This window comes from Amycolatopsis sp. cmx-4-54 (genome assembly GCF_046548895.1).
Lineage (GTDB): Bacteria > Actinomycetota > Actinomycetes > Mycobacteriales > Pseudonocardiaceae > Amycolatopsis.
In genome coordinates this window covers 21,966-45,110 of the sequence record NZ_JAEBEJ010000007.1, presented here as the reverse complement: position 1 = coordinate 45,110, position 23,145 = coordinate 21,966, and the positions used below count along the sequence as shown (strand labels likewise).

The 23,145-nt window shown below is 70.2% G+C and carries 24 protein-coding genes; 11 read left to right on the top strand and 13 right to left on the bottom strand.

The window, feature by feature from the left end; genetic code table 11:
- Positions 1–217: 217 nt before the first annotated feature.
- Positions 218–1,651 carry an aminopeptidase P family protein gene (locus tag ACLJQ7_RS23590; RefSeq protein ID WP_410650347.1) on the bottom strand — a complete coding sequence of 478 codons (1,434 nt, stop codon included), beginning with the start codon at positions 1,649–1,651 and terminating at the stop codon, positions 218–220.
- Positions 1,652–1,741: 90 nt separating this feature from the next.
- Between ACLJQ7_RS23590 and ACLJQ7_RS23585 the strand changes: the two genes are divergently transcribed.
- The gene (locus ACLJQ7_RS23585) at positions 1,742–2,722 is read left to right on the top strand and encodes a LysR substrate-binding domain-containing protein (RefSeq protein WP_410650346.1); all 981 of its coding nucleotides are present in this window, start codon (positions 1,742–1,744) and stop codon (positions 2,720–2,722) included.
- A 53-nt stretch (positions 2,723–2,775) separates the two neighbouring features.
- Positions 2,776–2,988 carry a hypothetical protein gene (locus tag ACLJQ7_RS23580; protein WP_410650345.1) on the top strand — a complete coding sequence of 71 codons (213 nt, stop codon included), beginning with the start codon at positions 2,776–2,778 and terminating at the stop codon, positions 2,986–2,988.
- Here ACLJQ7_RS23580 and ACLJQ7_RS23575 read toward each other — a convergent pair.
- Entirely contained in the window at positions 2,985–3,542 is a 558-nt protein-coding gene (locus ACLJQ7_RS23575; protein ID WP_410650344.1) for a carboxymuconolactone decarboxylase family protein, read from the bottom strand. The two genes, ACLJQ7_RS23580 and ACLJQ7_RS23575, sit on opposite strands and share 4 nt — an antisense overlap.
- Before the next feature lie 68 nt (positions 3,543–3,610).
- Between ACLJQ7_RS23575 and ACLJQ7_RS23570 the strand changes: the two genes are divergently transcribed.
- Together ACLJQ7_RS23570 and ACLJQ7_RS23565 are read left to right on the top strand one after the other, a co-directional pair.
- On the top strand, positions 3,611–3,949 hold the full coding sequence (locus tag ACLJQ7_RS23570) for a winged helix-turn-helix transcriptional regulator (protein WP_410650343.1): 339 nt from the start codon (positions 3,611–3,613) through the stop codon (positions 3,947–3,949).
- Between the two features lie 228 nt (positions 3,950–4,177).
- Positions 4,178–4,606, top strand: coding sequence for an STAS domain-containing protein (locus ACLJQ7_RS23565; RefSeq protein WP_410650342.1), 429 nt, complete (start codon positions 4,178–4,180; stop codon positions 4,604–4,606).
- 12 nt (positions 4,607–4,618) lie between these two features.
- Here ACLJQ7_RS23565 and ACLJQ7_RS23560 read toward each other — a convergent pair whose 3' ends face one another.
- A complete protein-coding gene (locus ACLJQ7_RS23560) occupies positions 4,619–4,969 on the bottom strand; it encodes an STAS domain-containing protein (protein ID WP_410650341.1) in 351 nt (116 codons plus the stop codon).
- 154 nt (positions 4,970–5,123) lie between these two features.
- On the opposite strand from ACLJQ7_RS23560, the gene ACLJQ7_RS23555 reads away from it, so the two are divergent.
- Positions 5,124–5,534, top strand: a complete 411-nt coding sequence (locus ACLJQ7_RS23555; RefSeq protein ID WP_410650340.1) for an ATP-binding protein — start codon at positions 5,124–5,126, stop codon at positions 5,532–5,534.
- A gap of 55 nt (positions 5,535–5,589) precedes the next feature.
- Here the strand turns inward: ACLJQ7_RS23555 and ACLJQ7_RS23550 are convergent, their stop codons facing one another.
- From ACLJQ7_RS23550 to ACLJQ7_RS23530, 5 genes are all read right to left on the bottom strand, one after another.
- A complete protein-coding gene (locus ACLJQ7_RS23550) occupies positions 5,590–6,102 on the bottom strand; it encodes a DUF4232 domain-containing protein (RefSeq protein ID WP_410650339.1) in 513 nt (170 codons plus the stop codon).
- Between the two features lie 131 nt (positions 6,103–6,233).
- Positions 6,234–7,067, bottom strand: a complete 834-nt coding sequence (locus ACLJQ7_RS23545; protein WP_410650338.1) for an ABC transporter ATP-binding protein — start codon at positions 7,065–7,067, stop codon at positions 6,234–6,236.
- Between the two features lie 39 nt (positions 7,068–7,106).
- Positions 7,107–7,682, bottom strand: coding sequence for a dihydrofolate reductase family protein (locus ACLJQ7_RS23540; RefSeq protein ID WP_410650337.1), 576 nt, complete (start codon positions 7,680–7,682; stop codon positions 7,107–7,109).
- An 86-nt stretch (positions 7,683–7,768) separates the two neighbouring features.
- Positions 7,769–8,440 carry a response regulator gene (locus ACLJQ7_RS23535; protein ID WP_410650336.1) on the bottom strand — a complete coding sequence of 224 codons (672 nt, stop codon included), beginning with the start codon at positions 8,438–8,440 and terminating at the stop codon, positions 7,769–7,771.
- Positions 8,441–9,625, bottom strand: coding sequence for a sensor histidine kinase (locus ACLJQ7_RS23530; RefSeq protein WP_410650335.1), 1,185 nt, complete (start codon positions 9,623–9,625; stop codon positions 8,441–8,443). It lies immediately after the preceding gene.
- 158 nt (positions 9,626–9,783) lie between these two features.
- Here ACLJQ7_RS23530 and ACLJQ7_RS23525 point away from each other — a divergent pair, with 158 nt between their 5' ends.
- Entirely contained in the window at positions 9,784–10,017 is a 234-nt protein-coding gene (locus tag ACLJQ7_RS23525) for a hypothetical protein (protein WP_410650334.1), read from the top strand.
- A gap of 89 nt (positions 10,018–10,106) precedes the next feature.
- Positions 10,107–12,419, top strand: a complete 2,313-nt coding sequence (locus ACLJQ7_RS23520; RefSeq protein ID WP_410650333.1) for an ATP-binding protein — start codon at positions 10,107–10,109, stop codon at positions 12,417–12,419.
- A gap of 4 nt (positions 12,420–12,423) precedes the next feature.
- Here ACLJQ7_RS23520 and ACLJQ7_RS23515 read toward each other — a convergent pair whose 3' ends face one another.
- From ACLJQ7_RS23515 to ACLJQ7_RS23500, 4 genes are all read right to left on the bottom strand, one after another.
- Entirely contained in the window at positions 12,424–13,542 is a 1,119-nt protein-coding gene (locus tag ACLJQ7_RS23515; protein ID WP_410650332.1) for a helix-turn-helix domain-containing protein, read from the bottom strand.
- Positions 13,543–13,716: 174 nt separating this feature from the next.
- Positions 13,717–14,982 carry an IS30 family transposase gene (locus ACLJQ7_RS23510; protein ID WP_410650331.1) on the bottom strand — a complete coding sequence of 422 codons (1,266 nt, stop codon included), beginning with the start codon at positions 14,980–14,982 and terminating at the stop codon, positions 13,717–13,719.
- Between the two features lie 312 nt (positions 14,983–15,294).
- Positions 15,295–16,974: a dihydroxy-acid dehydratase gene (ilvD, locus tag ACLJQ7_RS23505; protein WP_410650330.1), complete on the bottom strand. Its 1,680-nt coding sequence runs from the start codon at positions 16,972–16,974 to the stop codon at positions 15,295–15,297.
- 63 nt (positions 16,975–17,037) lie between these two features.
- Positions 17,038–18,318, bottom strand: a complete 1,281-nt coding sequence (locus tag ACLJQ7_RS23500; RefSeq protein WP_410650329.1) for a hemolysin family protein — start codon at positions 18,316–18,318, stop codon at positions 17,038–17,040.
- Between the two features lie 131 nt (positions 18,319–18,449).
- Here ACLJQ7_RS23500 and ACLJQ7_RS23495 point away from each other — a divergent pair, with 131 nt between their 5' ends.
- Both ACLJQ7_RS23495 and ACLJQ7_RS23490 read left to right on the top strand, forming a co-directional pair.
- On the top strand, positions 18,450–19,784 hold the full coding sequence (locus ACLJQ7_RS23495) for a cytochrome P450 (RefSeq protein WP_410650328.1): 1,335 nt from the start codon (positions 18,450–18,452) through the stop codon (positions 19,782–19,784).
- A 139-nt stretch (positions 19,785–19,923) separates the two neighbouring features.
- Positions 19,924–20,892, top strand: coding sequence for an LLM class flavin-dependent oxidoreductase (locus ACLJQ7_RS23490; protein ID WP_410650327.1), 969 nt, complete (start codon positions 19,924–19,926; stop codon positions 20,890–20,892).
- Here ACLJQ7_RS23490 and ACLJQ7_RS23485 read toward each other — a convergent pair.
- Positions 20,820–21,464 (bottom strand): TetR/AcrR family transcriptional regulator, encoded by a 645-nt coding sequence (locus ACLJQ7_RS23485; protein WP_410650326.1) that lies wholly within the window; start codon positions 21,462–21,464, stop codon positions 20,820–20,822. The genes ACLJQ7_RS23490 and ACLJQ7_RS23485 overlap by 73 nt on opposite strands.
- A gap of 39 nt (positions 21,465–21,503) precedes the next feature.
- On the opposite strand from ACLJQ7_RS23485, the gene ACLJQ7_RS23480 reads away from it, so the two are divergent.
- Together ACLJQ7_RS23480 and ACLJQ7_RS23475 are read left to right on the top strand one after the other, a co-directional pair.
- The gene (locus ACLJQ7_RS23480; RefSeq protein WP_410650325.1) at positions 21,504–22,652 is read left to right on the top strand and encodes an abortive phage infection protein; all 1,149 of its coding nucleotides are present in this window, start codon (positions 21,504–21,506) and stop codon (positions 22,650–22,652) included.
- Positions 22,653–22,662: 10 nt separating this feature from the next.
- Positions 22,663–23,145, top strand: a complete 483-nt coding sequence (locus tag ACLJQ7_RS23475) for a hypothetical protein (protein WP_410650324.1) — start codon at positions 22,663–22,665, stop codon at positions 23,143–23,145.

Here is a 23,145-nt window from a genome sequence, read left to right as displayed (position 1 = left end):
TGCAGGGCCCCTTCATGTACTTGGAAAGGGCGGCGGTATGGGGTCGCTCCAGTCTCGTGAGTGTTTTGGGTCGTTAGAACGACACTTACCACTCACGACCCCCGCGCAAAGTACCCGAAATGGACTGCCAGCCCGGCGTCCCTTGTGGACGGTCAAGAGCGTGCCAGACTCCTTGGCGACTTGCTTCACCGCTGACTCGTCTCACGCCACCTTTGCCTTACCGCTCGTCCGCCCTTCGGCTCCTGGCTGCCTGGACCCAGGCGGTGCTCTCGTCGGCGGTGGAAGGGAATCCGCCGGAGAGCAGGTCGTACCCCGATCCGGTGACCACGACGTCGTCCTCGATCCGGACGCCGAGGCCGCGCAGCTCCGGCGGCACGGTGCGGTCGCCGGCGTGGAAGTACAGGCCGGGTTCCACCGCCAGCGCCATCCCCTCGGCGAGCGTGCCCTCGCGGTACGTGGACGGATGGGCGGCGGCGCAGTCGTGGACGTCCAGCCCGAGGAAATGGCCGGTACCGCAGACGATGTACCGGCGGTGCTGCTGCCCGTCCGGCGACAGCGCTTCGTCCACCGACACCGGAAGCAGGTCCCAATCGTGCAGCCCCTCCGCGAGCACGCGCAGAGCCGTCGCCTGGAACGCGCCATAGTCCTGGCCGGGACGGACCTCGCCCAACGCCGCGACATGCGCCTTGTGCACCAGGTCGTACACGTCGCGCTGCGCCCCGGTGAACTCCCCGCCGACCGGGAAGGTGCGGGTGATGTCGGCCGTGTACAAGGAATCCACCTCGACGCCGGCGTCCAGCAGCAGGAGACTGTCCTCGGTCACCTGCCCGTCGCAGCGCGTCCAGTGCAGGATCGGCGCGTGCGGCCCGGCCGCCACGATGGACGTGTAGCCGGGTCCGGTTCCCTCGGTGCGGGCGCGGCGGTCGAAGGTGCCCTGGAGCCAGCGTTCCCCGCCACCGCGGACCGCCTCCGGAAGCGCGGCCAGGACGTCGGCGAACCCGAGGGCGGTGGCGTCGACGGCGGCGCGCAACTGGCCGATCTCCCAGTCGTCCTTGATCCGGCGGAGTTCCGCGAGGACGGTCCGGAGCCGTTCGCTGTGGCCGAAGCCGTACGCGTCGAGCGCGGGATCGACGCCGGCGCCGACCAGGACGCTCGGGTTCCGTCCGCGCAAGCCGTGCGGGAGGTCCTCCAGCGGACGGCATGCGATGCCGAGCGCGCGCTCGTACGCGGCCGGTCCGGCGGCGGAGCCGACCCACAGCGGGCTGGTGTCGGCGTCGCCCACGAAATCGGGCTCGTGGGCCTCGGCGGGCCGCGGGACGTACAGCGTGGCGTGGTGGCTGTCCCCCGCCGGGGTCATCACGAGGATCGCCCCCTCACGCTGGCACCCGGTGAGCCAGACGAAGTCGCTGTCGGCGCGGAAGCCGTGGAAGGTGTCGTTGGAGCGCACAACGGCACGCCCCGCCGCGAGCGCGATCCGCTGACCGGGCAGCTCCGCCGACAGCCTGCCGCGATGGGCGGCGGCCGCCTCGGCGGTGCCCGGCGGCACGTCGACGGTGTCGTCGGCGGGCTCCCAGCCGTCGCTGATCCAGTTCCGGAACCCCTTGGCGGCCAGCAGCGCGCGCAGATCCGGCCGGGTTCGGTCGCCGGTCATCGGCTCCCCTTTCAGGTAGTCACGGTTCTGGCCGCACCTTCGCACCGCGAACGGCCGGGCCGTAATGACCGGCGGCGATAGACTCCGCCTATGGCCCTGGAGATCCGGCACCTGCGGGCGATCTGCGCCATCGCCGAAGCGGGCAGCCTCTCGCAGGCGGCCGCCGCGCTCGGCATGTCCCAGCCGTCGCTGACCTCCCTGCTCCAGCGGCTCGAACGGCAGATCGGCGCGCCGCTGTTCGTCCGCAGCCACACCGGCGTGACCCCGACCCCGGTCGGCGAGCAGACGTTGCGCCGGGCGCTGACCCTGCTCGTGGAGTTCGACCGGTTCGAAAGCGATCTCCTCGGCGCGCTCGGCGACGGCCCGGTCCGGCTCGGATCGTCCCAAATGGACTGTCTGCCCACGTTCGTCGAACGGCTGGACGACGCGCTGCCGGGGCTGGACGTGACCGTCCACGTGGAGCCCTCCAGCGCGGTGCTGGCACAGGCGCTGGCCCGCGCGACCCTCGACATCGCCGTCATCGCGATGTCCGACGACCAGGAAGTGCCGCTGGCGAAGCACCTCGGGCACCGGGTGCTGTTCTCGTGGGTGCCCGTGTTCATCGGTCTCCCCGCCGCGCACCGGCTCGCCGGCGGGTTCGAAGTCGACCTCGCCGATCTCGCCGACGAAGCGTGGATCGGACCGCCCGGCCCCGAGGACGGCTCGCTGACCTCTCTGCGCGCGGCGACGCATCGCGCCGGGTTCACGCCGCGGATCCGGTTCGAATGCCCCAACGGCGGCGGACGGCATCTGATCGCCGCCGGGCAGGCGGTCCAGCTCGTCGAACCCACCGCCCCCGAACTGCCCGGCATGGTCGTCCGGCCGCTGAAGGGCGACCCCATGCGGATGCGGCTCGTGCTGGCGTGGCGCAAGGAACGGCTGACGTGGGACCAGGCGGAAAACGTGTACCGCGCCGTGATGACGTCCTACACGCGGCACGCGATGGCGTCGACCCCGTTCCGGACGTGGTGGGAGCGACGGCGGAGTTCCCGTTCGTGGGACGGGCTGGCGGACTTCTTCCGAAGCTTGTAACCCGATCCCGCCTCGCCGCGATTGACCCCGTATCGAGTGAACGGAGACGGGGGATGATGCCGCAACGGCTCTGGCTGGGACTGGCGGTCGTCTACACGTGCACAGCCGTGGTCCAGCTCTACCTTCTCGCCAGCACCGGCGCCGTCTGGGCCGGGACACTCACCGCGGTCGGCTTCGCGGCGGCGCTCCTGTGCCTTCTCGCCGCCTGGCGGTCCTCGAAACGAGAACGGGACGACACAAGGGAAATCGACTCGCATCGCCCCTAACGACCGGGATACGGGACGGCCCACGGTTCCTCTTCGAGGGCGACGCCGTTGGCGACGGTGGCGATCGTCCGGTACCAGCCCGCCAGCACGAGGAACTCCAAGAGCTCCGGCGCCGGAAGGTGCTCGGCGAGCGCGGCCCACGTATCGCCGGAAACCGTTGCGGTGTCATGGAGTTCGTCGACGGCGCGGATGAGCGCGCGGTGCCGGTCCGACCAGACGGGATGGCCGGAGCCGCCGGACACGGTCGCTTCGAGCTGTTCCGGTGTCAAGCCGACCACCGGCGCGAAAACCGCGGCGTGGACACCCCATTCGTAGCGACATCCGCAGCGGGCGGTAACCCGCGAGATCACGATTTCCCGGTCCAGCGCGGGCAATTCGCCGTGCGCGAGCAGACCGGCGCCCACCACGCGCATCCGCGAAGCCAGCTCGGGATGAAGCTGCAGCAAGCGGAACAGCGCCAGCGGCTCATGCGCCACACCCGGCGGCATCCACTTGCGGAGGGCCTTTTCGACGTCGGCCTCGTACGGCGGGACGAGCGGCGCTATCCGTGCCATGACCACCTCCAGTGCTTCGATTTCAGAACCACTATGCTGCTTCGAAAGTCGAAGCACAAGGGGGTGGCATGCCCGACGATCCGCTCCCGCGGCCGGGGCGGCCGGTCCGCGGCTCCGAAACCGGCCGGCCGCTCATGGCTGCGCTCGATCTGCTGGGCCGACGATGGACCCTCCGGGTGATCTGGGAACTGCGCCAGGGCGACGTCGGCTTCCGCGAACTGCGGCGCCGCTGCGAGCACATGTCGTCGAGTGTGCTCGCCACCCGCCTCGGGGAACTGACCGAAGCCCGCATCGTCGAGACCGGCGGGGAGGGTTACCGCCTGACACCTTTGGGCGAACGACTCCTCGACGCGTTGCACCCGCTGGAAAAATGGGGTCTCGCCTGGGAAAAGGCGCTACGCGAGTGACCATGCACGATCATGTATCCCATCGTTCACCACATCCGGTCTTGCCAGGTGCGATGAGCGGCGTACGGTGAGACGTACGTGAGGTTGAGTCCACCAGCCCGCGCGAACGACCCGCATGTCCGCGGCCAGCACCTTGTCAAAGGGCGACGCGGCGGCGAGTTGACTTGCGCAGCCGTTGTGCAGGCTTACCCGTTGTCGTCTCGTCCCGGTTATCCGGGAGCCAGCACCATGACCGAACGTATTCCCTTCACGCGGAGCAGCCGCGACGGTCCCGGCCTCCGCCTGACCATTCCGCGCCCGCGTCCCACGGCCGAGAACCTGTTGCGGGTCAAGCGGATCCGGTGGAACGAAGACCTGCTCATCGTCGCTGCGGCCGGGGAGATCGACCTCGCCACCGCGGGACGGCTGGAACGCGCGTTGTCGGGCCGCCTGCCCGCCGCGACGGTGCTCGACCTCACCGAGGTCGGTTTCCTCGGCGTCGCCGGATTACGGGTCATCGAATCCGCCGCGGCCCGCGCCCGCTCCGAAAGCCGCATGACCGGGGTGGTCACGGACGCCCGGCCGGTACTGCGCCTGCTGCACCTGTTCGGCGTCGACAGCCATATCCCCGTGTACCGGCATCTCGACCACGCGATCCTCGAAGTGCCGAACCGCTGAGCCGCGGCCCGCTCAGGACCCGGCGAGCGGCAGGAGCGTGGACAGCCCCGTCTTCGAGGCCAGGCGCCGGATCGTGGGCGACGGCAGGAAACTCAGGTCGACGCCCTGGGTCATGCACCGGTCGTTGATCCTGACCAGGATCGCCAATCCGGTGGAATCGCAGAACTCCACCCCTTCGAGGTCGACGACGAGCCTGCCCGGCGCGGGCTCCAGCGCGTCCTCGAAGGTCTCCTTGAGATCTTCGGAGGTCGTCAGATCGATCTCCCCCGCCACCGCGATGACGACCTCGGCGCCATCAGGCCTGGCGACGGTCACCGAGAACGGAACCTCCCGGTGTTCGCCGTCTCCGCTCGTCACCGTCATCCACCCCTCACGATCGGTACCCGACTGTCCCGAACATATCGGATGACGGCACCCGCTCGCGCGGCACTCGTGTCCCGATCCCCGGCGGTGCCTTAACCTTGTCGAAGGATCCGGCGGTCGTGGACCGCGGCGGACGACGAGGAGAAGCTTCGTGATGCCGATCGACGAGCCGGTGCGCGACGGCACCGACGAGCTGGTCCTCGAGGTCGCCGCCGTCGCCGCACAGGCGGCCGCGTTACGGGACGTGCTGGCGAAATGGGCCCTCGACCGGGGTCTTCCCCGTGAACTGGCGGAGGATCTCAAGCTCACCGCCTACGAGGCGATGACGAACGTCGTCAAGCACGCCTACCCGGACGGCACCGACGACAACGTCATGAAGGTGACCGCCGCCCACGACGGCGGTCACGTCAGGATCAGCGTCGCCGACGAGGGCCGCTGGCGCGACGGACGCCGCCCGGACGGCGGACGCGGCTTGCCGATCATCCGTGCCTTCGCCCCGGAAGCCTCGGTGACGAGCACGCTGACCGGGACCATCGTCCGGCTCGCCTGGCCCTGCCCTGCCTGACAGCCTCCAGGCCGGGCCATCGCCGGGGCCGCTGTTCCGGCTCGCCCCGCGGACGTCAGCCGACGGCGGTGACCTGGACGGTGGCACCCTTCAGCGGTTCGCCGTCGGGCCAGTCCGCGACGACGGGAACGCCGCCGGGCCCGGTCGGCAGGTCGAAGGTGATCGTCGTCGGCGTGCGCGGGTTCGGCGTCCCGGCGGAGGCCTGCACGATGCGGGACACGGCCGGATGCCCGTCGCGCAGGTTCACCGGGGCCGCGTTCGCCGCGGTGGCGTCCGGGACGGCGGCGACGTCGTCGATCCGCTGCCCGTCCGCGACGAATGTCAGGGCGGTCGGCGCGCCCTGGAGCTTGCAGTTCGTGGTCGGGGAAGCCGCGGTGTAGGTGAGGACGTAGGCCTCGTGGCCGGAGGCGTGCGACGGGTCCGGCGACACGGTCACCTCGACGTCGGAAGCCCCGCAGAGTTTGTCACTCGGCATCGCTCCGGCGGCGCCGGCCGCGGCCAGGAGCCCGCTCGCGACCAGTCCCCCGACGGTCATCGCGGCGGCGGCTCGCTTCATCTGGGCGTTCATGACAGCTCCTCCCGTTCGGTGATCGATTCACGTTGATCGACCTCACTGGGAAAGATGCCCATGGGTACCGGGAAGATGCGTGGAGATGATGTTGATCCCTCGAAAGCAACCCTGAGGAGCGTCAGGCGTCTTCACGAACGCCGCACCGCGTGCGCGGCCCACCGCCCGTTGATGCGGTGGACCTCGACGTCCCGTTCGTAACAGGCGGAAAGCCCTTCGCCGGTGAGGACCTCCTCGATCGGCCCCGCGCCCGTGACCCTGCCGCGGCGCACCATCAGGGCGTGCGTGGCCGTCGCCGGGATCTCCTCCAGGTGATGCGTCACGGTGACCGTCGCCAGCTCCGGCTGGGCCAGCGTCAGGTTCTCGAGCGCCATCAGGAGATCCTCGCGACCGGGCAGGTCGAGACCGGCGAACGGCTCGTCCAGCAGGAGCAGCAGCGGATCGGCCATGAGCGCCCTGGCGAGCCGGACCCGGGCGCGCTCGCCCTGCGAGCAGACGCGCACCGGCCGGTCGCGCAGTTCGGTGCACCCGACCAGTTCGAGCAGTTTCGCCGCCCTGTCCCGGACCGCGTCGTCGTAGCGGTCCCACAGCGGCAGCACGCTTCCGCTGAACCCGGTGAGCACCACGGTGTGCGCGTCGTGGTTCTCCGCGTCCGGCAACCGCTGGTTCGCCCCGACGAAGCCGATATGCGTCCGCACGTCACGCAGGTCGACCGCGCCCATGCGATGGCCGAGCACGACGGCCGTCCCCGCGCTGGGGAACCGCTGGGTCGAGGCCACCGAGAGGATGGTCGACTTCCCGGCCCCGTTGCGGCCGAGAACGACCCAGCGCTGGCCGTAGTCCACCCGCCAGCCGACGTCCGACACCAGCGGCACGCGACCGACGTGGACCTCGACCCCGGACAGCTCCACCGCCGGTCCGTCGAGGTTCGGCTGCACCAAGACGGGCTTGTTCACGCGGTTCATAATCGCGGGACGCGTGACCGGGACCCGGTCGGGGACCGATCATCGGATGACGTCGTAGACCAGCTTCTGGACCCCGTTGCGGTAGGCCTCGCTTTCGACGAGCTTGAGGTTCTGCTTGTCCTTGTCGGTGTCGCCGAACAGCTTCTTGCCCGCGCCGAGCAGGACCGGGAAGAGCAACAGGTGGTAGCGGTCGATCAGCCTGGCGTCGGCGAGGTTCCGGTTCAGTTCCGCGCGGCCGTGGACGATGATCGGCCCGCCCTCGGTCTCCTTGAGCTTCACGACGTCGTCGAGCGATCGCAGGATCGTGGTCTCGCCCCAGTTGCCGACGAGGTCCTCGTCCCGCAGCGTGGTCGAAACGACGTACTTCGGCATCGCGTTGTACTGGGCGAACTCCTCGGTCATTCCGGGCCACACCGGCGAAAACACCTGGTAGCTGACCCGGCCCAGCATCATCGCCGTGGCCTCGCCCTGCTCACGCCCCTTGAGCTCGTAGGCCGCTTCGTCGAACTCGATACCGTCGAAGGTCCAGCCGGAGTTGCGGTAGCCCGGCTCCCCGCCGGGGCCTTCGACGACGCCGTCGAGCGAGACGAACGCGGTGGCGATCAGGGTGCGCATCTGGTTTCTCCTTGGTCGTTCCGAACTGCTTTCGACACTGCGTCGACCGGGATACGACAGATTCGACACGGTGCCGGAAAAAAGTTTCAGCCATCGGCGTCGCGCACGAGCAAGGCGATCTGCACCCGGTTCCCGGCACCGAGTTTGGCGAGCATGCTGCTCGTGTGCGCCTTCACCGTCGCGACGGTGATGTCCAGTCTCCGCGCGACATCGGTGTTGGACAGGCCCTCGGCGATGGCGTTCGCGGTCTCGCGTTCGCGGTCGGTGAGGGTGGCCAGCAGCCCGCGGGCGGTGTCCCTGGACGCCCGGCGCGCGTCGGACGAGTGGGGCCCGGTGGCCGCGGCGATCAGCCGGGACGTCGCGGCGGGCGAGAGCGCGGGTTCGCCGGTCGCGACCGTCCGGATCGCCGCGAGGATCCGGGGAGGCGGCGTGTCCTTGAGGAGGAATCCGAGCGCGCCGACGCGCAGGGCGCCCAGCACCATCTCGTCGGAGTCGAACGTCGTGAGCACCAGGATCCGGGGCGGTTCCGGGAGCTGGAGGATCTCTTCGCTCGCACTGAGGCCGTCGCGCCCGGGCATCCGGACGTCCATCAGGACGACGTCGGGCCGCTGCTCCCCCACCACGGTCACCGCCGCGTCACCGTCGGCGGCCTCGCCGACCACGACGAGGTCGGGTTCGCCGTCGACGATGAGCCGCAGCGCCATCCGCACCAGATGCTCGTCGTCGACGAGCACGACCCGCACCCGCTCGCTGCCCATTCACTCGCTCCCTTCGCGGACCGGCCACGGCAACCGCGCGGTGAGGACGAATCCGCCACCTGGTTCCGTGTGGTGGTCCAGTTCGCCGCCTGCCAGCCCGACCCGCTCGGAGAGGCCGAGCAGCCCGAAACCCGAGGCGGGCGGCTCCGTGACCGCCCGCGCCGCGCCGGAATCCCGGATCGTCGCCCGCACGCCGTCCCCGGCTTCCCCTTCGACGGTGACGGCCACTCTCGCACCCGGCGCGTGTTTGCCCGCGTTCGTCAGGCCTTCCTGGACGACCCGGTAGACGGTTCTCGCGATCGCGTCGGGTGGCTCGCCCGAGATCGTGGCCGTCGAAGTGACGTCCAGCCCCAGTGCGCGCGCGTCCGCGACCAGCGCCGGCAGGTCCGCGAGCGAAGGCTGCGGTGGCTCCAGCTCCTCCGGGCTCGCCCGGAGCACGCCGAGGACGTCCCGCAGCTCCTCCAGCGCCTGGTGGGAGCCATCGGCGATCCCGCGGGCCAGCTCCGCGACCTGGTCGGCGGGCAGATCCGGACGGTGCCCCAGCACTCCCGCCTGCATCGCGACCAGGGAGACCCGGTGCGCGAGGACGTCGTGCATCTCGCGGGCGATCCGGTGCCGTTCCATGATCCGTGCCTCGGCCGCCCGCGCGGCCTGCTCCCGTTCCGCGCTTTCGACCTGTTGCCGCAGGGAGCGCACCTCTTCCCGGCGCGCCCCGATCGCGGCGCCGACCGCCACCACGATGCCCACCAGCAAGGTGGGAAGGCTGATCACCAGCCACAACGGCCCCGGCGCCTCGCGCTGCGGGTAGAGGCCGGCGGTCAGCACCGCGGTGAGCACCGACAACGCCGCCACGACCGCCGTTTCGGCGGGCCGCCGGCGGGTGGCGAGCGAACAGAGCGACAGCAACGCCGCGCCGGCGGCCAGCACCGAAGCCATCGAGGCGAGCGCGACCGCGGTCGTGATCACGACCGGGAAGCGACGGCGCCACAGCAGCGCGACCAGGCAGGCGAGCGCGATCAGCGGATCGCCGGTGATCAGCCAGTCGACCCTCGGCCCCGCCGCGCCCACCGGCAGCTGCGACGCCGTGACGAGCCAGAGCAGCACGCCAAGTCCGGCCGCGGCGAGCAGGCGCCAGGCCTCTCCCCACAGCCGGAGGGGCGGCCGCGCGCCGGCGTCGGTGATCACCGGCCCATCATGGTCGACCCGCTCACGGCGGCGCAGCCGGACACAGGACGATCCGGGGCTCGACTTTGGTCGGAGGCCACGCGCGACGCGCTGCCGATGTGCTCCCCGGTTCACGCGGGCGAAGCTGGGACCCGACCGAGGACCAGGAGGTAGGAAGCATGACCAAGGGCGGCTATCTGGGGCTGCAGATCGTCGGGATGGTGGCCGTCGCCGTCTTCGCGCAGGCCGCCATCCGCAGCCTTTTCGATCATTCCGCGACCCAGTTGTGGGGCGCGTTCGACTGGGTACCCGGTGACTGGGGCGGCAGGTTGCTCGTGTTCCTGCTGCTCGTGGCCGCGGGCACGGTACTGGCGGGCTGGGCGCATGATCGCGGGAAGCGAGCGTCCCGCTAGGAGGACGCCGGTCCGCTAGTATCCGCAGCCGGGCGATTTCCGTCTACATCGGACGGAACTCACGGGTCTGGTCGATGGCGGGAGAATGCATGGCGGACGGAGTTGGCTCACTCGCGGGGTGGTCCGCCGATCCCACCGAAGTGACCAGCTACGTGGGCCGCGACGCCGAGACCGGTGAGGCGCGCCGCCTGCTGGACGCGGCGTCGCTGGTCACGCTGACCGGACCGGGCGGCGTGGGCAAGACGCGGCTGGCGTGGCGCGTCGCCACGGCCCACCGCGAGGCCACCGCCGACGAGGTCGCGTTCGTGTCGCTGGCCGAACTGCGGGAACCGGCACTGCTCGTGCCGACCGTGGCGAACGTCCTCGGCTTCGGCGACCGCTCGGCGAAACCGGCCATCGAGGTGGTCGTCGAGGCGCTTCAGGCGAGCCGGTTGCTGCTCGTGCTTGACAACTGCGAGCATCTGGTCGACAGCTGCGCCTGGTTCGCCGACACCGTCGTCAGGGCCTGCCCCCAGGTGACCGTGCTGGCCACGAGCAGGCAGTCGCTCGGGGTGGCGGGCGAACGCGTGCTGCCGGTGCCGCCCCTGGCGATCCCTGACCAGGGCGACTCCTTCGAACGCGTGATGAACGACGAGTCCGTGCGGCTGTTCGTGGACCGCGCGACCGCGGTCGAGCCGTCGTTCCGGCTCACCGAGTCCGACACCGAACCGCTGATCCGGCTGTGCCGCAGGCTGGACGGCCTGCCGCTGGCCATCGAGCTGGCGGCCGTCCGCGCGCGGGCGTTGTCCCTGCGCCAGCTGGCCGACCGCCTCGACCGGCAGTTCTCCGTGCTCACGAGGGACCGGCGAGGACGGCCGGAACGGCACGAGACCATGCGGGCCCTGATCGACTGGAGCCACGACCTGTGCACCGGGCCCGAACGGCAGCTGTGGGCGCGGGCGTCGGTGTTCTCCGGCAGCTTCGACCTCGACGCCGCCGAACAGGTCTGTTCCGGCGGTGGACTGCCGCGCGAACTGGTCCTCGAAGTCGTCGACGGGCTGCTCGACAAGTCCATCCTGTTGCGCGAGGAGTACCCCGGCGGCGTGCGGTACCGCATGCTGGAATCGGTGCGCGAGTACGGCGTCGACAGGCTCAGCGAGACGGGCGGGACGGCGGAGTTCCGGAAACGGCACCGTGACTGGTTCGCCGAACTCGCCGGCCGGTACGCCACCGAATGGCTGGAGACCGATCAGCTCGGCTGGATCGGACGGCTGCGGCGCGAACACGCGAACCTTCGTGTCGCCCTCGACCACTGCACCGGCGATCCCGAAGACGCGATCATCGGGCTCCGGATGCTGCGCGACGTCAAGGAGTTCTGGATCGTCCGCGGGCTGAACACCGAAGGCCGGATGTGGGTCCGCCGTCTCGACGAGGCCGCGGCACCCGGGGTCCCGGAGCGGGCGCACGGGCTGTGGCTGTCCGGTTTCCTGGCCCTGGTGCAAGGAGACCTGACCGCTCACCGGTGCATGCTGGAGCGGGCGGCCACCGAAGCCGAGTCCAGCGGCGACGAACTCGCCGCCGCGTACGTGCTCCACGTCCGCGCCTACGCCGCGCTGATCGGCAACGACATGGCCGAGGCGGCACGCCTGTTCGGCACGGCCATCGAGCTGTTCCGCGCCCACGGCGACGAAGGCGGGGACCTCTGGGCCAGTTACAACCACGGGCTGGCCATCTGGCTGAACGGCGACATCGACCGCGGCCGGGCGGTGCTCGCGGAAGCCGTCGAACGCTGTGAGCGGCAGGGCGAGGTCTTCTGGCGGGGCTGGGCACTGTGGTCGCGCGCCGCCGCCGAGTACCTGCAAGGTGATTTCGCGGTGGCGAGCCGCTGCTGCGAACAGGTTCTCCGCCTGCACGCCCGCGTGGACGACCGCGTCGTCGTCGGGTTCACGCTCACTGTGCTGGCGGGCTGCGCCGCCCGCACCGGACGGCCCAACCGGGCCGCGATCCTGCAGGGTGCCTCGATGGACGTCTGGCGCACGGTGGGCGCGTGGCCGACGCGGTACGAGGCGTTCACCGAGCCGTTGCAGGCCGACACCGAGGCCGTGACGTCCGCGCTGGGCTGGGAGGTCGCGATCAAGGAGTTCGCCGACGGCGCCGCGATGCCCATCGCCGACGCCATCGCGTACGCCCTCGAAGAACGGGCGCCCGAACCGCGGAAGCAGGCCGCGCAGGTGCTCACGAAACGCGAGACCGAGATCGCGCACGTCATCGCCGAAGGGCTGACCAACCAGGAGATCGCCGACCGGCTCGGCATCGCCCGGCGGACGGTGGACACCCATATCGACCACATCCTCACCAAACTCGGCTACTCCAACCGCGTCCAGGTCGCCACGTGGGTGACCCGGACCGCGGAATCCGCCTGACGTTTCACGCCACCCTCATCGGAGTCGCCTGCCCTCCCGGTTCGGGCGTGAGCAGCTCCGCGCGCAAGGCGATCCTCAGGTCCAGCCGCGCCTGCGGGTCGTCGAGCCGGGCGCCGAACAGGGCACGGAGACGGCGCAGGCGGTTGCGAACGGTCTGCGGGTGGACGCCGAGGTTGTCCGCGATCTCGGGTGCCCCGCCGCGGGCGGAGAGCATGGCGTCGAGGGTTTCGGCGAGTTTGGCGCGCTCGTTCACGGGCAGGCCGTCGATCGGGGCCAGGCTGCGCGTGACGAGCGCGGTGGTCAGCACCTCGTCGGCGAACAGCCAGTGCGTGGTCAGGTGGTCCGACCAGTGCACGAGCGGGCCGTCCTCGATCACCTCACGCCGGACCAGCTCCAGGGTCCGGCGCGCCCACCGCAGGGACACCGCGGCCTCGGCGGGCGCCACCGCCGGCCCGACGGCGGCCCGCGTCCCCGCCAGTACGCGGCCGATCTCGACGTCGTCCGGCACGAGCAGGTACGGGTATTCGCCGGTGAGGTCGGCCAGCACCGCCGGGCCGAACGAGGCGCGGACCGCGCCGGGCTCCGCGGCGACGGCCACGACCCTGGCGGGCGGCACCCAGCCCGCTTCCGCCGCGAGCCCCGCCCATTTCGACGGCGGGCGGCCGCTCAAGATCTCCTTCAGCAGGTCTTGCCGCACTTCGGCGATCGAAGGTGTGTGCGCCGCGCGATAGGCGGCGGTGGACAGCCGGATCAGGACGTCCGCGCAGCGGAGCAGCGCCTCCACCCCGGTGTCCATCAGGGCCGACCCGGCCCCGGGCTGCCGCGACAGCGAGGCCAGCGCGGGCAGGGCACACCGGCCGGCCGAGTGGTAGGCGCGGGAGAGCCGCTCCAGGTTCTTGCCCGCCGCATACTCGGCGACGCCGACCTGCCGGAAGGCGTCCGAACCGGCGGCTATGCCCACGTTCATCCCGTCGTGTTCCAGTACCGAGGCGACGAACTCCGTGGCCCGCGCGTCGAACAGCGGCGCGTGCTCGGGCAGTGCGTGCCGGATCCCGTCGACGACCACGCGGGCGATCACGAGGGCGGCGGTACGGGCGGGGGCGTGGGACGCGGTCAGGGTCATCGTCGACCTCCGGAGCAGCGGGAATCGTCGGGCCGCCGAGTCTGCTACTCCGGAGTAGCGGGCACATCGGGTGAATTACGTACTCGGGCCTCCCCGGCCTACGCATCACCCGTTCGTGAAGCGCGTGAAGGCCCCCTTCCCGGTGGATTCGAGGGGTCGTTGCAACACAGGTGATCAACTGGTTTTGGTGAGGAGTGTAGTGAGGCGCTCGGCTGGGGTGTCCCAGTCGAGCGTTTTGCGTGGGCGGCGGTTGAGTTGGGCGGCGACGGCGGTGAGGTGTTCGGGGGTGTGGACCGACAGGTCGGTGCTTTTGGGGAAGTATTCGCGGAGCAGGCCGTTGGTGTTCTCGTTGGAGCCGCGTTGCCAGGGTGCGTGGGGGTCGCAGAAGTAGACGGGCATGGCGGTGGCGATGCTGAATTCGTGGTGCCGGGCCATTTCGGCGCCTTGGTCCCAGGTCAGGGGACGACGCAGGTGTTCGGGCAGGGTCTGGATGGTGGTGATGAGGGCGTCGCGGACGTGTTCGGCGGTGCGGGATCGGCCCAGGTGCAGGAGCATGACGTAGCGGGTGGCGCGTTCGACGAGGGTGCCGATCGCGGAGGCGCCGTTCTCGCTGATGATGAGGTCGCCTTCCCAGTGGCCGGGGACGGCGCGGTCGTCGGCTTCGGCCGGGCGGTCGCTGATCATCACCATGGGTGCGGTGAACCGGGGCTGGCGTTGCTCGCCGCTGCCGCGGGGTTTGCGCTGGGTGCGGCCGGTGCGCAGCGCGGCTTTGAGTTCGCGGCGCAGCTCGCCGCGGCCTTGGACATACAAGGCTTGGTAGATGGTTTCGTGGACCACGTGCAGCTCCGGCCGGTCGGGGTGATCACGGCGCAGCCGGTTGCTGGCCTGCTCCGGGCTGCACCGGTCATCCAGCATGCCCTGGATGAGGTCCCGCAGCTCGGGTGTGGTCGCGATCTTGCCCGGTTTGGGGCGCGGCCGGCGGGCCATGGCACGGGCGTGGGCGGTGTGGGGAAGATACTCGCCGCTGGCGGGATCGGTGTTGCGGCCCAGTTCCCGGCTGACCGTCGACGCCGGACGACCCAGCCGTCGGCCGATCTCCCGAGGGCCGTGCCCGGCCCGCGCGAGATCCGCGATCAGCAACCGCTCCTCGGGCGAGAGGAACCGGGTGACCGGCACCGGCAGACCGGTTCCTGACGGCCGATCAGGCACGGGAACTTCAGGCTCTGCACGCGACGGCGGGGCGGAACACCGACCGGTGTTCCGCCCCGCCTGACTCACACGACCATGCCGCCACCGGTGCCCGGTCCGGCGGTTGATCCCCACGACCCGGCACGCCTGCGCAGTGCCCATCCCTTGCGCCACAAGATCAAGATAAGTCCGGCGCTCGGCGAGCAACTTCGTCGGGCCCTGAGGCGACCGGTCCTCCCGGACTTCGAACATCGCAACCCCTGAACAAATCAGGTGTTGCAACCACCACTAGAACCCAAGCCCTCGGCTGAGCCGAGGGAAGGGGGCCTTCACGCGCTGTCGTTGTGGCTTCTCGGCCGGCGGGTTCGCGTGACTGAGTGGACGACACGTGTGATCCAACGGACGACACACGTGACTGGATGGACGACACACGCGCGGCCGCCTTCCGCCGCGTGTCGTCCGCCCAATCACACGTGTCGTCCGCCCAATCACGCGAGTCGTCCGCCCAATCACGCGAGTCGTCCATCCAGACACGCGAGTCCGCCGCCCGCGCACCGGGAAGAGCTACTCGCAAACGGCGCCGTGCGCGGCGCTGCGGACGACCTTGGCGTACTTGCCGAGAACTCCGCGCGTGTACGCCGGCGGCTTGGGGGTCCAGCCCTCCTTGCGTGCCTCGATGTCGTCGATCTCGACTTCGAGTGTCCGGTTCGCGACGTCGAGGGTGATCGGGTCGCCGTCCCGCACGAACGCGATCGGCCCGGCGTCGACGGCTTCCGGGGCGATGTGGCCGACGCACAGCCCGGTCGTGCCGCCGCTGAACCGGCCGTCGGTGATGAGCAGGACGTCCTTCCCGAGCCCGGCGCCCTTGATCGCGCCGGTGATGGCGAGCATCTCCCGCATCCCCGGCCCGCCCTTGGGGCCTTCGTACCGGATGACGACGACGTCCCCGGCGACGATCCGGCCTTCCGCGAGCGCGTCGAGAGCGGCTCGTTCGCCGTCGAACACCCGCGCGGTGCCGGTGAACGTCGATTCGTCGAAGCCCGCCGACTTCACGACCGCGCCTTCGGGGGCCAGCGATCCCTTGAGGATGGTCAGCCCGCCGGTCTTGTGGATGGGGCGGTCGAGCGGGCGGATGATCTCGCCGTCGACCCCCGCGGGGGCGATGCCTTCGAGGTTTTCGGCCATGGTCTTGCCGGTCACGGTGAGCACGTCGCCGTGCATGAGCCCGGCGTCGAGCAGTGCCTTCATCACCACGGGGATGCCGCCGACCTTGTCGACGTCGTTCATCACGTACTTCCCGAACGGCTTGAGGTCGCCGAGGTGCGGGACCTTGTCCCCGATCCGGTTGAAGTCGTCGATACGCAGGTCGACGTCCGCCTCGCGCGCGATCGCGAGCAGGTGGAGGACGGCGTTGGTCGAACCGCCCAGCGCCATCACGACGGCGATCGCGTTCTCGAACGCTTCCATGGTCATGATCTGGCGCGCGGTGATGCCCTGGCGCAGCATCCCGACGACGGCCTCCCCCGACCGGTGGGCGAACCCGTCACGGCGCCTGTCGACGGCGGGCGGAGCGGCCGACCCTGGCAGCGACATGCCGAGCGCCTCGGCGACCGACGCCATCGTGTTGGCGGTGTACATGCCGCCGCAGGCGCCTTCGCCGGGACAGATCGCGCGTTCGATCCTGTCCACTTCGGCGCGGCTGATCTTCCCCGCCAGGCAAGCGCCGACGGCCTCGAACGCGTCGATGATCGTGACGTCCCGGCCGTCCACCTGACCGGGCATGATCGAGCCCGCGTAAAGGAAAACGGAAGCGAGGTCGAGCCGCGCCGCCGCCATCAGCATGCCCGGCAGGGATTTGTCGCAGCCCGCCAGCAGCACGGAGCCGTCCAGCCGCTCGGCCATCATCACCGTCTCGACCGAGTCGGCGATCACCTCACGGGACACCAGCGAGAAGTGCATTCCCTCGTGGCCCATGGAAATACCGTCGGACACCGAGATCGTGCCGAACTCCAGCGGGTAGCCGCCGCCCGCGTGCACGCCGTTCTTGACCGCCTTGGCCAGCCGGTCGAGCGACAGGTTGCACGGCGTGATCTCGTTCCACGAGGACGCCACCCCGATCTGCGGTTTGGCGAAGTCGTCGTCGCCCATCCCGACCGCGCGGAGCATGCCGCGGGCCGCCGCACGCTCCAGGCCGTCGGTCACGTCGCGTGAACGAGGTTTCAAATCCGGCTGGTCTTGCGGCATCGGAACACCTTTCTTCGTGGCGGGACACCGGGCACGCTGCCAACCCGGCGCGTCCGGCGCAACTCACCGCTCCGTGTTCGCCCCACGGTGCAGCGCCACCCGCGTGATCGCGTGATGCTCCACGCCGAGCACCTCGGCGGTCCAACCGGACACCGTCACCCGGTCGCCCGGCTTTTCCGGGATCCGGCCGAGGACCACGAGGATCAGTCCCGCGATCGTCGCGTACTCCCCCGGCGGGGCGTCGCGCAGTTCGACGCCGACGTCGACGAGGTCGTGCACCGGGAAGGTGCCGGGCAGGACCAGCGAACCGTCCGTACCGTCGCGGACGGCCAGCACGTCGCGATCGGTCTCGTCGTAGATCTCGCCGACGATCTCCTCCAGCAGGTCCTCCAGCGTGACCATGCCCGCGACGGCGCCGTGTTCGTCGACGACGAGCGCCATCTGCTCCCGCTCGGCCTTGAAACTCCGCAGGGCGTCCGACACCCGCAGCGAATCGGGGAACACGACCGCCGGCCGGACGGCCTCGGCCAGGTCTTCGTGGTCACCGAGCAGATCACGCAGCTGCACGACCCCGACGACGTCGTCCAGATGGCCGCCGCGGGCGACCGGCGCCCGGGAATGACCGGATTCGGCCAGCTGCCGCCGCGCCGACTCGATGCCCTGCTCCGCCGCGAGCGTCAGCACCGCCCGGCGAGGGACGAGCACCTCCCGCAGCCGTCGCTCGTGGATCTCCAAGGCGCCGTTGATGATCATGCGCTGCTCGGCGTTCAGGCCGCGTTGCGCCGAGACCAGTTCCCTCAGTTCCTCGGGTGACATCTGATCCGGATCGGCTTCCGCCCGGCCGCCCAGCATCCGCACGACGAAGTTCGTCGACACGCTCAGCGCCCACACCACGGGCCGCGAGATCGCCGACAGCAGATTCAGCGGACGCGCCACCAGCAGCGCCCACCGCAGCGCGTTCTGCATGGCGAGCCGTTTCGGCGCCAGTTCCCCGAGTACCAGGGTCAGGAAGGTGAGGACCATCGTCACCAGCGCGACGGCCACCGCCCCGGCCGCGTCACCGAGGAAGTCCAGCAGCGGCACCAGCGGTTGCGCGAGCGACACCGCCGCCGTCGCCGAAGCGAGGAAGCCGGCGAGCGTGATGCCGATCTGGATCGTCGCCAGGAACCGGTTCGGGTCGCGCGCCAGCCGTACCAGCGTGCGGGCGGCCGCGCGACCGTCGCGCTCCAACGCCCGCAACTGCCCCTCCCGCAACGAGATCAGCGCCATCTCGCTGCCCGCGAACACCGCGTTGAGCACCACCAGCACCGCGACCAGCGCGATGTCGAACCCGTAGTCGCCCACCAGCACTCCCCGGCCCGCTCGAAGTGCAGAACACTACCGAGCGGACAGCGGGTCCGCAGAAATCGGGGCCGCTGGCTACTGACACGTCGTTCCGATACCTTCGACGGGGAACCCGCACGGACGGAGTCCTGATGTTCGCTCTCAAGACCGCTCCCGCACGGACCCTCCGGCTCAAGGCGGTGGCGATCGCCAAACCGGTCACCCGCTGGAGCATCGGCCACGCCATCCCCCGGGTCGCCCTGCGGGCCGCGGCACGCCGGGGAGACCTCCAGGGCAGGCTGTCCGTCGAGGCGAGCGGCGGAGCGGAGCTGAGCGGGCTGTTCGACGAGATCCGCGCCCACGGCGCCATCGCCACGACCCGGGTCGGCCATGTCAGCACCCGGCATTCGGCGTGCAGGGAGGTGCTGAGCAGCGACGCGTTCAAGACCGTGCGGTTCGTCCCGGACCACCCGCTGCTCAACCGGCTGATCGCGTGGTCGTCGTCCGGTCTGATCCATCCGATCGAGCCGCCTTCGCTGCTCGCCAGCGAACCGCCCGACCACACGCGTTACCGGAAACTGGTCACCCGCGTCTTCACCGCCCGTGCCGTCGAGCAGCTGCGCGAACGCACCCAGGCGATCACCGACGAACTGCTCGACGGCCTCGACCCGGCGAACCCCGTCGAACTCATCGAGCACTACTGCGGGCTCTTGCCGGTCACCGTGATCAGCCAGATCCTCGGCGTCCCGCCCGAGGAACGGGACAAGGTGCTCGCGCTGGGCGGCGCCGCGGCCCCGAGCCTCGACCTCGGCCTGCCGTGGCGGACCTTCCGCACGGTGGAGGCGACGCTGGCCGAGTTCGACTCGTGGCTCACCCTGCATCTGGAGAAACTGCGGGAGAACCCCGGCGACAACCTGCTCAGCAAGCTGATCGCCGCGCGCGAGGACGGGGTGGGCTTGACCGAGCGGGAACTCAAGGCCACCGCCGGCCTGGTCCTGGCGGCCGGCTTCGAAACGACCGTCAACCTCCTCGGCAACGGCATCGCCCTGCTCACCCGGCATCCGGGCGAACTCGCGAAACTGCGGGCGAATCCGGACCTGTGGAGCAACGCCGTCGACGAGATCCTCCGCTACGACCCGCCGGTTCTGCTCACCGGCAGGCTGTCCGCGCGGGACACCGAAATCGGCGGCGCCCGCATCGAGCGCGGCGCGATCGTCACCACCGTGCTCGCGGGCGCCAACCGGGACCCGGAGATCTTCGACGACCCCGCCACCTTCGACGTCGAGCGGGCGAACGCGCGGGATCACGTGTCCTTCGGCGCGGGGCGGCACTACTGTCTCGGCGCTTCGCTGGCGCGGATGGAAGGGGAGATCGGGCTGCGGTCGATCTTCGAGCGCTTCCCCGGTCTGCGGCTGCTCGACGGGGCGCGACGGCGGGAGACCCGGATCCTGCGCGGCTTCGAAACCCTCCCCGCCGCGCTCAGCTGAGCGCTTCGTGATCCCAGTGCCGGTCCGTGAAGGCCTCCTTGAGAGACTCTGGGTCCCTCAAGGGGGCCTTCACGGACTTCGAGCGGGCAAATCGCGAGTGGGATGACCGGGCCGGTGTCAGGAGACTGGAGGCGACGGAATGGCTTCCGCGGTGCTTTCGGTCCTGGACACCTCCCCCATCGTCGAAGGCTCCACGCCCCGCGAAGCCCTGCTCAACACGGTCGACCTCGCACGGCTCGCCGAAGACCTCGGCTATCACCGCTACTGGGTTCCCGAGCACCACGGCATGCGCGGCGTCGCCAGCTCCGCGCCCGCGGTCCTCATTTCCCATCTCGCGAACGCCACGCGGCGCCTGAGGATCGGCGCGGGCGCGGTCCTGCTGCCGAATCACCCGCCGCTGGTGATCGCGGAACAGTTCGGGACGCTGGCCGCCCTGCATCCCGGCCGTATCGACCTCGGGATCGGCCGCGCGCCGGGTGGTTCGAAGGCCGCGTCCGCCGCCGTCCGTCCACAAAGGACGAAGGACTTCGGCGATCAGCTGGCCGAACTCCGGTACTACCTGGATCCGCCCGAGGACGCCGAGGTGAAGGCGATCCCCGTCCTCGGCGGCAACGTCCCGGCGCTCTGGCTGCTCGGCCGCTCCCCCGAGAGCGCCGCACTTGCGGCGAAACACGGGCTCCAGTACGCCTTCGCCCACCACCTGGCACCGGACGCGCCGGTCGATGCCGACCTGGTCAGTGTCTCCGTCATCGCGGCCGAGGACGACGAACGCGCCGAGTGGCTCGCGGGTTCGACCCGGCTGAAGGTGCTCAGCCGGATCCGCGGCACCCGCATCCGGCTGCCCAGCCCCGAGGACGCGGCGGCTTTCCCCTACACCGCCGACGATCGCGCCGAGATCGCGAAACGCTCCGGCGCCGTGCTCACCGGCGGCCCGGAAACGCTCGTCCCGAAACTGCAACGGATCCTCGACGAGACGAGATCCGGCGAACTCATGGTGACCACGCCGCTGTATCACCACGCCGACCGCCGTCGCTCCTACGAACTGGTCGCCTCGCTGGCCGGACGGCTCATGGCGTGCTCGAACAGGTCGGCCAGCTCGCGCGCGTAGGCCGCCACCTCGGTGTCCGGCCGGGTCATCAGTTCGGCGGGGGCGGCCTCCATCGCGGCGATCACCGACACGGCCATGACCCGCGGCGAGAACAGCCGCAGTTCCCCCACCTGCTGCCCTTCCCGGAACATCTCCTCCAGTTCGGCCAGCGTCTTCGCGTTCTGCTCTTCGAACCAACTCCGCGCCGCCTCGGCATCTCTTGACGCCGAAGCGATCTGGCCGATCGCGATGATCTCCTTCGGCCGCTCGGCGGAATACAACACGAACCCCTCGATCAGTGCGCGCAGCGCGGCGGTGTAGCTCTCGGCGCCCTCCGCCCGCGTGCTGAGTGCCTGGTCGATCGACGTGTGCACGGTCAACATGACCTGCTTCATCAGCTCTTCGCGTTTGACGAAGTGATACGTGATCAGCCCCGGGCTGATCCCCGCCCGCCGCGCGATCTGCACGAACGACGCCTTCGCGTAGCCGATCTCGGCGATGGTCTCGATGGTCGCCGAGACGATCTGCGCGCGCCGCGCGTCCTCGATGAACGAGCGCCGCCCCTGGTCGCCCGGCTCATTTTCTGGTTGCATGAACAGTAGCCTAGTTGAGCAACTAGCGAGGGGACAGTCATGATCAGTCGCAAGACGTTCTTGAAATCCGTCGCGGGAGCGGTGGCGGTCACGAGTTTCGGCGGGGGCACGGCCGAGGCGGCGGGCAGGCCTCGACGGCTGCGAGGCGGGGTCGCCTACGACACCGGCGTCCTGCACGCCGCGGGCGATCCGCTGAGCCGGGCGCGCTGGAGCCGAGGACAGCTGGAGCGCGAGATCCGGGTGATCGCCGACGAGCTGCGCTGCCCGTCGATCACCGCGTTCGGCACCGAGATCGGCAGGCTCGCCGAGACGACGTCCGCCGCCCTGCGACGGGGAATGGAGGTGTACGTCCAGCCCCGCCTCTACGACCACCCCCAGGACCAGGTTCTCGACCATCTGGCCGAGTCCGCCCGGCTGGCCGAGCGCCTTCGCCACGGTGACGACGTCAAGTTCGTCGCCGGATGCGAGCACTTCCTCTTCACCCCGGGCATCGTGCCGGGCGCGACGTTCCAGGAGCGGCTCGCGAACATGGCCACCATCCCGCCGGAGGAATGGCCGAAGATCATGGACCGGCTGGCCGATTTCCTCGCGCGGGCGGCAGACGTCGCACGCCGGAACTTCCGCGGCCGGATCACCTACGCCGCGATCGGCGGACTGGAGCCGGTCGACTGGAACCTCTTCGACATCGTCGGAATCGACTACTACCCGTACTTCGTCACCGATGCCGAGTACACAAAGGACCTCGCCCAGTACCGGAAGTGGAACAAACCGGTGGTGGTACTGGAGTTCGGGTCGTGCACCTATACCGGAGCCGCGCGGGCCGGCGGGATGGGCTGGGACATCGTCGACTACGGACAGGTCCCGCCCAGGATCAAACCGGGTCATGTGCGGGACGAACGCGAACAGGCCGATCATCTCGCCCGCCTGCTGCGGGTGTTCGAGGCGGCGGGAGTGCGGGGAGCCCACGTCTACACGTTCATCGCGCCGAACCTGCCGCATCGTCCGGCCCGGCCGGAGTTCGATCTCGACATGGCGTCGTACAGCCTGGTGAAAACCCTGCGCGCACGACAAGAGGACGAGAATTCACCGTACCGGTTCGAGCGGAAACTTTCCTTCGGCGCGATCGCCCGGCACAACCGCGGGCAAGCGGGCATTTTTACCGGACCAGCGAGGGAAACCGGCCAGTAACCTCACGCCCGTGCAGACGGACCGCGAGGGCAGGGAGGCACCGGAACTCCCTGCCTTCACCGTCATCGGATGCCTCTTGGGCTTCTTCATGACCGTCCTGGTCCTGATCGGCCCGGGCCTGCTCTGGATCAGCACCCGCTTCGCTTCTGGCGACGACGACCGCCTGGTCGTCGTCGCCATGGGCGCCGTGTTCACCCTCGGCGGGCTGGGCACCGTCGGCTCGCACCTCCGGCAGAACGCCAAGGCCCGCGAGGCGCACCGCGGGCTCGATCGGTCCGGGGTTCGCGCGAACGCCGAAGTCGTTTCCAGCAAACGAATCTGGGTCGGCGAAGTGAGCACACCGGCGGACGACGTCGACCTCGTCGTCACCGGCCCGGGGGTGACTCCGTTCAGTGCGCGCATCCTCACCGAAGACGTCGGCCGCTACGAAACGGGCACGGTGGTACCCGTCGACGTGGACCCGAGGACCCTCCTGTTCCGGCTGGCGAACTGA

Bases quoted from the DNA above. Each gene is read 5' to 3' on its own strand.
- ACLJQ7_RS23590 (WP_410650347.1), bottom strand. From the start codon at position 1,651: ATGACCGGCGACCGAACCCGGCCGGATCTGCGCGCGCTGCTGGCCGCC.
- ACLJQ7_RS23585 (WP_410650346.1), top strand. From the start codon at position 1,742: ATGGCCCTGGAGATCCGGCACCTGCGGGCGATCTGCGCCATCGCCGAA.
- ACLJQ7_RS23580 (WP_410650345.1), top strand. From the start codon at position 2,776: ATGATGCCGCAACGGCTCTGGCTGGGACTGGCGGTCGTCTACACGTGC.
- ACLJQ7_RS23575 (WP_410650344.1), bottom strand. From the start codon at position 3,542: ATGGCACGGATAGCGCCGCTCGTCCCGCCGTACGAGGCCGACGTCGAA.
- ACLJQ7_RS23570 (WP_410650343.1), top strand. From the start codon at position 3,611: ATGCCCGACGATCCGCTCCCGCGGCCGGGGCGGCCGGTCCGCGGCTCC.
- ACLJQ7_RS23565 (WP_410650342.1), top strand. From the start codon at position 4,178: ATGACCGAACGTATTCCCTTCACGCGGAGCAGCCGCGACGGTCCCGGC.
- ACLJQ7_RS23560 (WP_410650341.1), bottom strand. From the start codon at position 4,969: ATGACGGTGACGAGCGGAGACGGCGAACACCGGGAGGTTCCGTTCTCG.
- ACLJQ7_RS23555 (WP_410650340.1), top strand. From the start codon at position 5,124: ATGCCGATCGACGAGCCGGTGCGCGACGGCACCGACGAGCTGGTCCTC.
- ACLJQ7_RS23550 (WP_410650339.1), bottom strand. From the start codon at position 6,102: ATGAACGCCCAGATGAAGCGAGCCGCCGCCGCGATGACCGTCGGGGGA.
- ACLJQ7_RS23545 (WP_410650338.1), bottom strand. From the start codon at position 7,067: ATGAACCGCGTGAACAAGCCCGTCTTGGTGCAGCCGAACCTCGACGGA.
- ACLJQ7_RS23540 (WP_410650337.1), bottom strand. From the start codon at position 7,682: ATGCGCACCCTGATCGCCACCGCGTTCGTCTCGCTCGACGGCGTCGTC.
- ACLJQ7_RS23535 (WP_410650336.1), bottom strand. From the start codon at position 8,440: ATGGGCAGCGAGCGGGTGCGGGTCGTGCTCGTCGACGACGAGCATCTG.
- ACLJQ7_RS23525 (WP_410650334.1), top strand. From the start codon at position 9,784: ATGACCAAGGGCGGCTATCTGGGGCTGCAGATCGTCGGGATGGTGGCC.
- ACLJQ7_RS23520 (WP_410650333.1), top strand. From the start codon at position 10,107: ATGGCGGACGGAGTTGGCTCACTCGCGGGGTGGTCCGCCGATCCCACC.
- ACLJQ7_RS23515 (WP_410650332.1), bottom strand. From the start codon at position 13,542: ATGACCCTGACCGCGTCCCACGCCCCCGCCCGTACCGCCGCCCTCGTG.
- ACLJQ7_RS23510 (WP_410650331.1), bottom strand. From the start codon at position 14,982: ATGTTCGAAGTCCGGGAGGACCGGTCGCCTCAGGGCCCGACGAAGTTG.
- ilvD (WP_410650330.1), bottom strand. From the start codon at position 16,974: ATGCCGCAAGACCAGCCGGATTTGAAACCTCGTTCACGCGACGTGACC.
- ACLJQ7_RS23495 (WP_410650328.1), top strand. From the start codon at position 18,450: ATGTTCGCTCTCAAGACCGCTCCCGCACGGACCCTCCGGCTCAAGGCG.
- ACLJQ7_RS23490 (WP_410650327.1), top strand. From the start codon at position 19,924: ATGGCTTCCGCGGTGCTTTCGGTCCTGGACACCTCCCCCATCGTCGAA.
- ACLJQ7_RS23485 (WP_410650326.1), bottom strand. From the start codon at position 21,464: ATGCAACCAGAAAATGAGCCGGGCGACCAGGGGCGGCGCTCGTTCATC.
- ACLJQ7_RS23480 (WP_410650325.1), top strand. From the start codon at position 21,504: ATGATCAGTCGCAAGACGTTCTTGAAATCCGTCGCGGGAGCGGTGGCG.